This is a genomic window from Flavobacterium sp., assembly GCF_003525665.1.
Lineage (GTDB): Bacteria > Bacteroidota > Bacteroidia > Flavobacteriales > Flavobacteriaceae > Flavobacterium.
Window position 1 is genome coordinate 1 of record NZ_DQDX01000207.1, and the last position, 13,338, is coordinate 13,338.

General features: G+C 32.4%; 10 protein-coding genes and 1 tRNA gene. 6 read left to right on the forward strand and 5 right to left on the reverse strand.

The annotated features are described in order from the left end of the window. Positions 1-129 precede the first annotated feature (129 nt). Positions 130-519 (forward strand): SPOR domain-containing protein, encoded by a 390-nt coding sequence (locus tag DIU01_RS14535; RefSeq protein WP_290835688.1) that lies wholly within the window; start codon positions 130-132, stop codon positions 517-519. Between the two features lie 36 nt (positions 520-555). Here DIU01_RS14535 and infB read toward each other — a convergent pair whose 3' ends face one another. The 3 genes from infB to rimP are packed head-to-tail and all read right to left on the reverse strand — an operon-like array spanning position 556 to position 5,200. Then, complete coding sequence (infB, locus tag DIU01_RS14540) at positions 556-3,435, reverse strand: translation initiation factor IF-2 (RefSeq protein ID WP_290835690.1); 2,880 nt, start codon at positions 3,433-3,435, stop codon at positions 556-558. Positions 3,436-3,481: 46 nt separating this feature from the next. Then, a complete protein-coding gene (nusA, locus tag DIU01_RS14545) occupies positions 3,482-4,723 on the reverse strand; it encodes a transcription termination factor NusA (protein WP_290835692.1) in 1,242 nt (413 codons plus the stop codon). 9 nt (positions 4,724-4,732) lie between these two features. After that, positions 4,733-5,200 (reverse strand): ribosome assembly cofactor RimP, encoded by a 468-nt coding sequence (gene rimP, locus DIU01_RS14550; RefSeq protein ID WP_290835694.1) that lies wholly within the window; start codon positions 5,198-5,200, stop codon positions 4,733-4,735. 171 nt (positions 5,201-5,371) lie between these two features. On the opposite strand from rimP, the gene DIU01_RS14555 reads away from it, so the two are divergent. Beyond that, a complete protein-coding gene (locus DIU01_RS14555) occupies positions 5,372-6,196 on the forward strand; it encodes a universal stress protein (RefSeq protein WP_290835696.1) in 825 nt (274 codons plus the stop codon). A 192-nt stretch (positions 6,197-6,388) separates the two neighbouring features. Here the strand turns inward: DIU01_RS14555 and DIU01_RS14560 are convergent. Continuing rightward, positions 6,389-6,459: transfer RNA gene (locus tag DIU01_RS14560), tRNA-Gln, on the reverse strand. Positions 6,460-6,761: 302 nt separating this feature from the next. On the opposite strand from DIU01_RS14560, the gene DIU01_RS14565 reads away from it, so the two are divergent. From DIU01_RS14565 to DIU01_RS14580, 4 genes are all read left to right on the forward strand, one after another. Continuing rightward, positions 6,762-8,117 carry a sensor histidine kinase KdpD gene (locus DIU01_RS14565; RefSeq protein WP_290835698.1) on the forward strand — a complete coding sequence of 452 codons (1,356 nt, stop codon included), beginning with the start codon at positions 6,762-6,764 and terminating at the stop codon, positions 8,115-8,117. 4 nt (positions 8,118-8,121) lie between these two features. Further along, positions 8,122-8,805 carry a response regulator transcription factor gene (locus DIU01_RS14570; RefSeq protein WP_290835700.1) on the forward strand — a complete coding sequence of 228 codons (684 nt, stop codon included), beginning with the start codon at positions 8,122-8,124 and terminating at the stop codon, positions 8,803-8,805. Positions 8,806-8,929: 124 nt separating this feature from the next. Continuing rightward, the gene (locus DIU01_RS14575; RefSeq protein WP_290835702.1) at positions 8,930-12,133 is read left to right on the forward strand and encodes a DUF2723 domain-containing protein; all 3,204 of its coding nucleotides are present in this window, start codon (positions 8,930-8,932) and stop codon (positions 12,131-12,133) included. Positions 12,134-12,202: 69 nt separating this feature from the next. After that, positions 12,203-12,835, forward strand: coding sequence for a polysaccharide deacetylase family protein (locus DIU01_RS14580; protein ID WP_290835704.1), 633 nt, complete (start codon positions 12,203-12,205; stop codon positions 12,833-12,835). A 33-nt stretch (positions 12,836-12,868) separates the two neighbouring features. Here the strand turns inward: DIU01_RS14580 and DIU01_RS14585 are convergent, their stop codons facing one another. Next, positions 12,869-13,165, reverse strand: a complete 297-nt coding sequence (locus DIU01_RS14585) for a co-chaperone YbbN (protein WP_035125228.1) — start codon at positions 13,163-13,165, stop codon at positions 12,869-12,871. Between the last annotated feature and the right edge of the window lie 173 nt (positions 13,166-13,338).

A 13,338-nucleotide genomic window follows, 5' to 3' on the forward strand; every position in this document is an offset into this window, starting at 1 on the left:
AAAAAAAATAAAAAAATAAATCAAAAAACAAAAAATATTTTTTAATTGTTAATTTATATTAATTCTAAATAATATTAGGTGTTTTGGTTATTCTAAGAAGTAGTACATTTGCATATAAATCAAACTATTATGAACTATTTATCAGAAAAAAGAGTCGTTTATTCATTGCTGACTTTTATCATTTTAAATTCATTTTCAACTGTAAATGCACAAAGTGTTACGGTTACTCAAGACGACAATTTTGAGCAATTATTAAACGAAAAAAGGAGAATAAACTCCTCAATTACAATCAATAACAGATACAAAATACAAATTTTTAATGGAAATAGTGAGAGTTCCAAAAAAGCATTGATTGACTTTAAAAGAGAATTTAAAAACTATGATGCGACAATAATTTTTAGTACTCCTGCTTATAAAGTCATTGTTGGGAATTTTAAAACAAGAATTGAAGCCGAACGAAATTTGAATTTAGTTCGAAAAAAATATCCAAATTCAATTTTAATAAAACCTATTAAATAAAAAAAATCCCGATTGCTCGGGATTTTTTGTTTGTTGTTATTTCAACTTTTTCTTTACTTCTACTTCTTGGAACGCTTCGATGATATCTAACTGTTCTATTTCGTTGTAATTCTTTAACTGAATACCACAATCGTATCCTTTTGAAACCTCTTTTACATCGTCTTTAAAACGTTTTAGTGTAGATAATTCTCCAGTGAAAATTACAACTCCTTCACGTATTAAACGTATTTTAGAATTTCTAAAGATTTTACCATCGGTAACCATACATCCGGCAATTGTACCCACTTTTGAAATCTTGAATGTTTCACGAATTTCGGCTGTTCCAGTAATTTCTTCTTTCATTTCTGGAGAAAGCATTCCTTCCATTGCATCTTTTAAGTCATTGATAGCATCATAGATAATAGAGTAATTTCTAATATCGATTTCTTCTTTCATTGCTAATTGACGCGCACCTCCGGCAGGACGAACGTTAAATCCGATAATAATTGCGTCTGAAGCAGATGCCAACATAACGTCGGTTTCTGTAATTGCTCCAACACCTTTGTGTATAATATTAATTTGAATTTCTTCTGTAGATAATTTTGTGAATTCACTAGAAAGCGCTTCAACCGAACCATCAACATCTCCTTTAAGGATAATATTAAGTTCTTTAAATTGTCCAAGCGCGATACGACGTCCAATCTCTGCAAGAGTAATATGACGCTGTGTTCTTACAGATTGTTCACGCATTAACTGAGTACGTTTGGCAGCAATTTGTTTTGCTTCTCTTTCGTCTTCAAAAACGTTGAATTTATCTCCAGCAGTTGACGCACCGTCCAACCCCAAAATAGATATTGGTGTTGATGGTCCGGCTTCTGTAATATTTTTTCCGCGTTCATCGTGCATTGCCTTAACCTTACCATGGTTTTTACCAGCAAGAACGTAATCTCCAATTCTTAATGTACCAGATTGTACTAATATTGTAGAAATATATCCTCTACCTTTATCAAGTTGAGCTTCTACAACTGTTCCAACAGCTGGTTTATTTGGGTTTGCTTTTAAGTCTAATATTTCAGCTTCAAGCAATACTTTTTCTAATAGTTCTTTTACTCCAATTCCAGATTTTGCAGAAATATCATGTGATTGATATTTTCCACCCCAATCTTCAACAAGTAAATTCATTCCGGCTAATTTCTCCTTGATTTTTTCAGGATTAGCACCTGGCTTATCAATTTTGTTAATTGCAAAGATCATAGGAACATTTGCCGCTTGAGCGTGAGAAATTGCTTCTTTTGTTTGAGGCATGATGTCATCGTCTGCAGCAATTACAATAATTGCAATATCGGTAACTTGAGCTCCACGTGCACGCATTGCGGTAAACGCCTCGTGACCCGGTGTATCAAGGAATGTTATTTTTTGACCACCATCCAGAGTTACTCCATAAGCTCCGATGTGTTGTGTAATTCCTCCAGATTCTCCAGCGATTACATTTTCTTTACGGATATTATCAAGCAACGATGTTTTACCGTGATCTACGTGACCCATAACGGTAACGATTGGCGCACGAGTAATTAAGTCTTCTTCTCTATCTACAACTACATCAATAGAATCTTCTAAATCTGTTGTGATGAATTCTACTTCATATCCAAACTCGTCGGCAACGATTGACAATGTTTCTGCATCTAAACGCTGATTCATTGTAACCATTATTCCAAGTGACATACAAGTTCCAATCACTTTTGTAATTGGCACATCCATCATGGTTGCAACTTCACCAACAGTAACGAATTCTGTTACTTTGATAGTTTTGCTTCCTTCATCGATTGCTTTTTGCTCATCATCTGAACGTTGACGGTGCGAATCTCTTTTATCTCTTCTGTATTTTGCAGCTTTAGATTTAGAACCTTTCCCTTGAAGTCTTTCAAGAGTTTCTTTGATTTGATTTTTAACTTCCTCTTCTGTAGGCTCTACTTTTTGAACAATAGCTGGACGATTTCCTTTTTGGAAACCACCGCCACCGCCAGGTTTATTTGCTGTGAATTTATTTCCACCTGCTGGTCTGTTTGGACCGCCAGTATTTCCACCAGCGTTATTTCCTCCTGTATTTGGACGAGCTTCTCCTGGTTTTGGTGGAATTCTTTTTCTCTTATTTTTATTCGGATCTGGATTTAATTTACTTCCGCTATTAATCTTTGGCGTTTCAACTTTTTTCTTAGGTTTGTTGAATTGCGATAAGTCGATTTTTTGACCTGTTAAAGTTGGACCAGAAAGATTTTGATATTGAGTAGTATGCGTTTCATCAGCAGCTTCTGTCGTATTTTCTACTTTAGCTTCAACTTTAGTTTCAGCTTTAGGAGTTTCCGCAGCAACCACTTTTGGCGCTTTAACTTCTGCAACTGGCGTTTTAGTTTCTTCAACTTTAACTTCTGGAGTTTTCACTTCTGGAGCTTTTACCTCAGGAGTTTTTACTTCTTGTATTTTTACTTCAGGTGCTTTAACCTCAGGAGTTTTCACTTCTTGTGGTTTTACTTCTGGAGCTTTTACTTCTTCTGTCTTACTAGAAGCCACTGGTTTTGGATCCAGCTCAATTTTACCTACTTGTTTAGGACCAGAAACTACAGCTTTAGCTTTGATAACTTCAAGACGTTGACGCTCTTCTTCTACTTTTCTCTTGTCTTCAATTTCTTTCTCTCTTTCAAGACGAAGCGCTTCTTTTTCTTTCTTTATCTCTTCGCTAACACCTTTAGACGCCTCTTTGTTGCCTTTATCACCAGCAAATTGATTTTGTAGAATATCAAACTCCTTGCCGGATATCTTAGCGTTTGGATTTGCATCTATTGCAATTCCTTTATCCTTAAGATAATCGACAGCTCTTTCTAACGAAATGTTTAATTCCCTTAAAACTTTGTTTATTCTAATATTTCTTTCTTCAGACATAAAATCTTTTATAAATTCTTTTTTTTTTAATTTGGGTTGAAAAAAATTAGTTCTCGAACTCTTCTTTCAATATGCGCATTACTTCTTGTATTGTTTCTTCTTCTAAATCGGTTCTTCTTGCTAAATCGGCAACGTCTTGTTTTAAAATACTTTTTGCTGTATCCAAACCAATTTTTGCAAATTCGTCAATAATCCAACCATCGATTTCATCTGAGAATTCTGTTAATTCAACATCATCATCTTCTGCAGTGCTTCCTTCTCTAATTACGTCTAATTCGTATCCTGTTAATTGACCTGCCAATTTAATATTTTGACCACCACGACCAATAGCTTTCGAAACTTCTTCTAATTTCAAGAAAACTTCGGCATGCATTGTTTCTTCATTAATTTTAACAGAAGACACTTTTGCTGGACTTAATGCTCTTGTAATTAACAATGAAGCATTAGTTGTGTAGTTGATTACGTCGATATTTTCGTTTCCTAATTCACGAACAATTCCGTGAATACGTGAACCTTTCATACCAACACAAGCTCCAACTGGATCAATTCTATCGTCATAAGAATCAACTGCTACTTTTGCTTTTTCGCCTGGAATTCTTACTACTTTTTTAATCATAATTAAACCGTCAAAAACTTCAGGAATTTCTTGTTCAAATAATTTTTCTAAAAACTTTTCTGAAGTTCTAGACATAATAATTTGAGGTTTATTTCCTTTTAATTCAACGCTTTCTATAATTCCTTTAACGTTATCTCCTTTACGGAAAAAGTCAGATGGAATTTGTTTTTCTTTTGGCAATACAATTTCGTTTCCTTCATCATCAACCAAGATTACAACTCTTGGACGAACGTGGTGTACTTCTGCCGTGTATATTTCGCCAATAATATCTTTAAATTGTTTGTACAAGTTAGTATTATCGTGCTCGTGGATTTTAGAAATTAAGTTTTGACGTAAAGCCAAAATTGCTCTTCTTCCTAAATCTATTAATTTTACTTCTTCTGAAACCTCTTCACCAATTTCAAAATCGGGTTCAATTTTTCTTGCATCAGAAAGTGTAATTTCTAGGTGTTCTAAATCTAAATCATCATCAGCTACAACGATACGTCTTTGCCAAATCTCCATATCTCCTTTATCAGGATTTATGATAATATCAAAATTGTCATCAGAACCATACTTCTTTTTTAAAGCATTTCTAAACACATCTTCTAAAATCGCCATAAGCGTTACTCGATCAATAAGTTTATCGTCTTTAAACTCTGAGAATGATTCGATTAATGCAATATTTTCCATTATTCTGTTTTAATTAAAATTTACTGTAACAACTGCTTCTTTTATTTCACTATAAGGTATTTCTTGAGTCTTTTGAACTGTTTCTTTACCTTTACCTATCTTTTTTGGCTCTCTAGCCGTCCAAGACAACACTATTTTTTCATCATTTGCATCAACTAATTCGGCTTCGATAGTTTCATTAGCTGTTTTCACAATTAATGTTCTACCAACGTTTTTCTTGTATTGTCTAATCAATTTTAATGGAGATCCAACACCTACAGAAGCCACTTCTAGAGAAAAATCATGTTCTTCCCTGTCTAAGTTATTTTCAATGACTCTACTTACATCTATACAATCTTGTAGATTTACTCCATTATCACCGTCCAAAGTTACAATAATTTTGTAAGTATCTGAAATTGATAAATCTATCAAAAAAACCTCAGGCTTATCAGTTAAGCCATCATTTAAAAGTTTTAAAACCTGCTCTTTAAATGTCATATTTTTATAAAAAGAGGGAAGCAGTGCTTCCCTCATTATCTCATTTCTATTTAATAATGGTGCAAATATAGGAATTTTTTTTATATTAAAAAACCATTGGCTTTTATATTTTTTTCATACCTTTATATTCTAATAACGAACAAACAACAAAATTTATCTTTATTTACAATCATGAAAAAAATTTTAATACCTACCGACTTTTCAGACCATGCAGAATACGCTTTAAAAGTTGCAACCCAAATTGCTAAAAAAAATGACGGCGAAATCATTTTATTACACATGTTAGAATTACCTCACCAAGGAAGTGACGCTGTTGGAAGCGGTTCTGATATTCCAGAAATAATGTTTTTTAAAAATGCAGCAATTAGAAGACTTGAAGATTTAATGGACGAAGATTATCTTGACGGCATAAAAGTTTCTGAAGTTGTACAATTTGAATTGGCATTTGACGGAATCTTAAAAATTAGTCAGATTAACAATGTAGATTTAATTGTTATGGGTTCTCACGGAGCAAGTGGATACAAAGAAATGTTTATTGGATCGAATGCTGAGAAAGTAGTTCGCAACTCTGAAGTTCCTGTTTTAATTATCAAAAAAGAAGAAAACGATTTCCAAGTAGATGATTTTGTTTTTGCTTCTGACTTTGCTGACGAAGTGAAAAAACCTTTTGCTAAAGTAGTTGAGTTTGCTAATAAATTTGATGCAACTCTTCATCTTGTTACAGTAAATACTCCAAACAATTTCAAATCTACTTCTGCTGCTGAGCAAACAATGAATAATTTCCTAAAAGGATTTGAAGTTAAAAAAGTGGCGACACACGTTTACAACGAAACCAATGTTGAAAAAGGAATTTTGAATTTTGCAAACAGCATTGACGCCGATTTAATTGGAATGAGTACACATGGAAGAAAAGGATTATCACATTTCTTCAACGGAAGCATCAGCGAGGATTTAGTAAATCATGCAACACGACCTGTAGTTACTTTTAAAATATAAATTAGTAGATTTTATATAACTAAAAACCTCTCAATCACTTGAGAGGTTTTTTATTTACTTTTTAAAAACAAAAAATCCCAACCGTAAAGTTGGGATTTGTTTGTTGGTCTACTAGGACTTCCCGAAGAATCGGGATAAACTTCTCGCCTAGTTGAAACAAAAAATCCCAACCGAAAAGTTGGGATTTGTTTGTTGGTCTACTAGGACTCGAACCTAGAAAGACTGCACCAAAAACAGTTGTGTTACCATTACACCATAGACCAATTATCTCACCAAGCATTTATCTTTATTGGAGTTCGATGAACTTCGTTTGTACTTGAATGCGGGTGCAAATTTAATACAAATTTTATTTTAAGCAAACATTTATGCTATTTTTATTGAAAAAATAAAACAATTTTTGATTGACTAAAGGTAACTATTTAGTTTTTAATATGTTTTTACAATTCTAAAATTGATTTTTAAATTCCAAAAAAACGCATTCGAAAGTTAATCGTAGGTTAAAGATGAATTAAAATGGTGTTTTTGATAGAAATCCTATTATTTTTGAACTCTGATTACCTATTTAATGAAGCAAAAAATAAATATATTAGTTTCTCTATCAGCAATTGTTTTAGTTGCGCTTTGTTTTATGCAATATTATTTAGTTACAACAACCTACAATTATAAGGTTGCGCAATTTAGAGCGGAAGTTAAAGAACGTTTGAGTGACATAACTAATGACTACAGCGATATTGACAGTACAATTTTTCACAAGAAAGATTTTCTTTATAAAGAATTAGCAGAAAACTATTTGATTGATCGAAATTATCGTTCGCAAATAAAGAAGCAATTACTCGAAAATCATTTTAGAACGCAACTTACTCAAAAATTACAAAAAGAATTCGATAAAGAATTTCCAGATCATTCTATTGATTTTGCTATTGTTTTAAACAAATTTGTAATTTACAATAACGTCAAAGAAGCCGACACGCTATTTGCTGAAAAGCCATTTATCGAAAATAAAATGTACGGAAATTTAGCTTCGCTAGACGATGCATTTTTAATTAGAAATTACGTTGGAACCACAAGCTCAAATACTGAAAAATCGAATTACAAATTACTTACTGAAGATGCCTTATATGTTTCGGTAAAAAACTGGGAAATCATCATTTTAAAACGAATGGCTTTATTGTTATTCTTCGCATTTGCATCCATAATCACCTTAATTACGATTTTTATTATCACTCTTAAAGCATTAATCAAGCAGAAAAAAATTAGTGATATAAAAACCGATTTCATCAACAACATCACACATGAATTAAAAACGCCACTTACCACATTATCGGTTTCAACAAAAATCTTGGAACGCAAAGAAGTTAAAGAAAACGAAATCATTTACAATCAATTGTTAAGCACCATCAATCGCCAAAACGACCGGTTACAAAGTTTGATAGATCAAGTAATGAGCAATTCACTCGGATTTGAAGAGATTGAACTCCACAAAGAAAAGATTAAAGCCAATTTGTTCTTAGCAACCATAATTGATGATTTTAAATTAGCACATCCAAACGTAGAAATTCAAACCGATTTTAAAGCAGAAACACAACTGACGCTAGACAAATTTCATCTTACAACTGCTATTATAAATGTGTTGGAAAATGCCGTAAAATATGGATGTAAAACTATTTTAGTTTCTACTAATTTAACAAACAATCAATTCAGCATTAGTATTGAGGATGACGGAATTGGCATTGCAAAAAATAAACAATCGTTGCTTTTTGATAAATTTTACAGAGTTGAACAAGGTAATTTACATACCACAAAAGGTTTAGGATTAGGACTTTATTATGTAGATCAAATTATAAAAGCTCATAAAGGAAGTATTAACCTAATTAGTGATTTAGGAAAAGGAACTCGTTTTACTTTATCAATTCCATCTTAAATTTATGAAGAAATTACTTTTAGCCGAAGACGATATAGATTTGTCTACTGTATTAATTCAGTATTTGCAATTACATAATTTTGAAGTTGCTTGGGCAGAAGATGGCGCGAAAGCATTAGAACTTTTTCAGAAAAACACTTTTGACATTTGTATTTTGGATGTCATGATGCCTGTTATGGACGGATTTACATTAGCCGAAGAACTAATCAAAATAAATCCGGAAACACCTTTTATTTTTTTGACAGCTAAAAAAATGATGGAAGACAAAATTAAAGGACTTCAGCTTGGCGCTGATGATTATATCGTAAAACCATTTGAAGTAGAAGAATTAATTTTGAGATTGAACAATATCCTAAAGAGAAGTGAAAGTAATTCCAAAATCAATAATGAGCAGATTCAGATAGGCAATTATCTTTTCGACACTAAAAGAATGTGTTTAAAATTGGAACACAAAACACAACAATTAACCGAAAAAGAAGCGGCTTTGATCCATTTTCTTTATAACAATAGAAATCAATTGGTAAAAAGAGAAGCTATTTTAAAAGCAGTTTGGAAAACCGACGACTATTTTTCGGGAAGAAGTATGGACGTTTTTATAACTAAAATTAGAAAATATTTTCAAGAAGATACCCGAATTACTATTGAAAGTACGCGTTTTATTGGATTAGAATTTAAAATATCAGAATAACAAAACAATAATTTACATCAATCGATCTAGAAACTAGGAATTGTAAAATTTTATCAACGCCAATTTATGTGGTTTCGATAAAAAAATAGTTTCTTTGCATCTGAATTAATTTCATACCTTTTTTATGACAACATTTAATTTTAATAAGTGGAATACAATATTGGGCTGGGTTGCTTTTGCTGTGGCTTTGGTAACTTTTACGCTAACTGTTGAACCTACTATGAGTTTTTGGGATTGTGGCGAATACATTGCAACATCGGCTAAATTAATGGTTGGCCATCCGCCTGGAGCGCCATTGTATCAAATGATGGGAGCATTTTTTGCCATGTTTGCTACAAGCAATGAAAATGTGGCTTACATGGTTAACATGATGTCGGTATTTTCTAGTGCGTTTACCATACTTTTTATGTTTTGGTCTTCAACAATGTTGCTCAAAAAAATAATTGCTTCTTACACAGATTTAAACAAAGACAATAGCATTGTTATTCTTGGCGCGTCATTCGTTGGTTCATTAGCTTTCACTTTCTCAGACAGTTTTTGGTACAATGCTGTTGAGGCCGAAGTTTATGCGATGGCAACTTTACTAATTGCACTATTATTTTGGTTAGGATTAAAATGGGAAGAAGACATGAATACGCCACGAGGAAATCGTTGGTTGGTGTTGATTTCATTGGTTGTTGGTTTGTCATTTGGAGTTCACTTCATGGCTTTACTAACAATTCCATCGATTGGATTTTTATATTATTTCAAAAATTATAAAAAGATAACTATTAAAAATTTCATTGTTGCAAATATTGTTATCATTGCTGTTTTGCTTTTTATCTTCAAATTATTATTGCCTTACACTTTGGCATTCTTCGGAAAAACCGAAATTTTCATGGTTAACTCACTAGGTTTACCATTCGATTCTGGAAGTATTTTTGCTTTGTTGTTGATTATTGGATTCTTCTATTTGGGATTACGTCTTACAAAGAAAAAAGAACAACCATTTTACAACACTATATTATTGTGTGTGTTATTTGTATTAATCGGATTTTCAACTTGGATGATGTTGCCAATTCGTGCCAATGCAAATACGCCAATTAACGAGAACAAACCTTCTGATGCTGCCGAAGTTTTAGCTTACTACAATCGTGAGCAATATGGAGCAAATCCGTTATTTTATGGACCACAATATACAGATACTTTTGCAGGATTAGACGAAGACAATCCTTATTTGGACAAAGCACCCAACTACGAAAGAGATTATAAAACTGGTAAATATGTTGTTGTAAACAATTACAAAAATGCCGAACAAAATACGGATGATGCTCACAAAGCCATTTTACCTAGAATGTGGAGCACCGATCACGTTGCGAATTACATCAATTTTTCAAGTCCGCCAGAATTTAGAATTAACCCAGATTACTCTGAAGAAGGTGAATTAACAAAAATTGTTTCTGAATTTAGAAATGCATATGCAACTGGCAAAATTGACAACGATGGTTATGTTGCCTTTTTAAAAGCTTATGGTGAATATTTAATTATCGAAAAACCTTCAACTTGGGACAATCTTCGTTACATGGTTGAGTACCAATTTGGTTACATGTATGGTCGTTATTTACTTTGGAATTTCGTAGGTAGACAAAACGACATTCAAGGAAGATATGATAATTTAGACGGAAATTGGTTGAGCGGAATTAAGTTTATCGACGAACTTCACTTAGGTTCTCAAACCGATTTACCATCAGATACTTTAAATAATAAAGGTAGAAATGTGTATTTCTTCATTCCGTTCATCTTAGGATTAATCGGATTAATGTATCATGCACAAAGAGACTTGAAAAGTTTTTATGTGTTGTTAGCTCTGTTTTTATTCACAGGATTGGCATTAAAAATATATCTAAACGAAAGACCATTTGAACCAAGAGAAAGAGATTATGCGTTAGTTGGTTCCTTCTATGTTTTTGCCATTTGGATAGGCTTCGGAGTCTATGCTATTTACGAGATTATAAAAGAGAAAATTGCTCCCAAAATTGCAGCTCCAATTGCTATTGCCGCAACATTATTAGCAGCACCAATTGTTATGGCAGCTCAAAACTGGGACGACCACGACAGATCTGATAAATACACAGCAATTGCTATGGCAAAAGCTTATCTTGAATCGTGTGAACCCAATGCTATTTTATATACAATTGGTGACAATGACACCTTCCCATTGTGGTACGCTCAAGAAATTGAAGGCGTTCGTCCCGATATCAAAATTTGTTGTACCAGTTTATTGATGACGGATTGGTATATCGATCAAATGAAAATGAAAACCTATACATCTACTGGATTACCAATTTCATTCGAACACAATCAGTACGTTGATGGAACAAGAGATTACATCATTTTTAGTGATCAAGCCAAAGATTCAAGATGGGATATTAAAGACTTTATGGAATTTGCTAAAAGCGAAGATCCAAGAACATTAGTAGAAATGGGAAGTGGTCAAAAAGTACATTTCTTTCCAACAAATAAAGTTAGAATTCCAGTTGATAAAAATGCGGTTATCAAAAACAAAGTAGTGGATGCAAAATACAACGATTCTATTGTTCCATACATTGATATTGATATTTCTGGAAATGCGATTTACAAAAATCGTATTATAATGCTAGACATTTTAAATAACAACAATTGGAAACGTCCTATCTATTTTAGTCCGGGAAGTTTTGCCGATGATGATTATTTGTGGATGAAAGATTACCTTCAATTGGACGGAATGGTTTACAAATTAGTTCCAGTAAAAACCAAATACAACGAAGAGAATTATCCAGATATGGGTCAAATTGATGCCGATAAAATGTACAACATCGTCAACAAATGGACTTGGGGTAACGGCGAGAAAACAACAATTTATCACGATCCAGAAACTAGAAAAAACAGTATTTCTTCGAGAACTAACTTATCTCGATTGATGTATCAGTTAATAAAAGAAGGCAAAATGGATAAAGCCAAGAAAATAATTGACATGGGAATAACTAAATTTCCTTTAGATTATTACGGTTATTATTCAACTGTAGAGCCTTTTGCCGATGGATATTATAAAGTTGGCGAAAAGCAAAAAGCACGTGATTTACTGACTAAGTTAATGGGTAAATACAAAGAAAATCTAAAATATTACAGCACTATAAAACCAGTTGATCAAACCTATATTGGAACTGATATTGCAACAGATATTGAACGATATAGAAGTTTGCTTGGTGTTATGAAAAACAATAACGATTTGGAATTCTACAGCAAAAGCAGAATCGAATTTAATAACTACAACAAGCGTTTTGAACGTTTTGGAAGAGAAATGGAATAATTGATTTTCAAATTATAATTAAGTGCCAATGATTTATTTATTGGCACTTTTTTTATTTATTTTTGATAAATGAATTGGATAAAAACACATTGGTCAGTAAAGAAATTATTTTCAAATTACGTTTGGGATATTCCTAACAATGAAAATAAAGTGTATCTCACTTTTGATGATGGTCCAACTCCTGAAATCACAGAATGGACATTAAATCTACTAAAAGAATATAATGCCAAAGCAACTTTTTTTTGCATTGGAGATAACATTAGAAAGTATCCAGAATTTTTTATGAAAGTTATTGGCGATGGACATTCCATAGGAAATCATACGTACAATCATTTAAACGGATGGAAAACCTCAACATCAGATTATACAGAAAATGCCAAATTATATGAAACTGAACACTGTAAACTGAGTACTGAGCACTGCCAACTATTCCGTCCGCCTTATGGCAAAATAAAACCATCACAATCTAAAATTCTTAGAAAGTTAGGTTACAAAATAATAATGTGGGATGTGATTTCGTACGATTTTGATGCAACAATTTCTAAAGAGCAATGTTTAGAAAATGTTCTAAAAAATGTGCAATCGGGAAGTATTGTCGTTTTTCACGACAGTAAAAAAGCGTTCCAGAACTTGGAATATGTTTTACCAAGAACACTAGAATTTTTAAAAGAAAAAGGATTTGTTTTTGAAAAAATAAAATAAATCACACTCAAATGTCGTCCTGAGCTTAAAGGACTACACTTGTTCTTGAACTAGACCAATTATAGTATTAGCATCCAATTCACCCGATTGTCTCCATACCATTTGACCTTCTTTGTAGATCATCAATGTTGGAAGCCCTTTAATTCGAAGTGCTTCTGCTAATTCTTGATTTTTATCCACATCAATTTTAATCACTTTTGCCTTATCACCAAGAGCTGCTGCTACATCTCTAATTACAGGATGCATTGATACAGATGATTCGTTCCACTCTGTGTAAAAGTCAATTAACACAGGAACTTGAGCGTTTATAAGTTCACCAAATTTTGACATAAAACCAAAATATTTAATCCTCATCACATATGATAAAGGAACATTATTATACAAATGTAGTATTTTATACCAAATTACATCAAAATTTATTGTTTTTAATGAAAATAGCTGTAAAATAATTTTAATTCAAAATAATTAAATAACAAAAAACACATTATCAGAATATAATAATG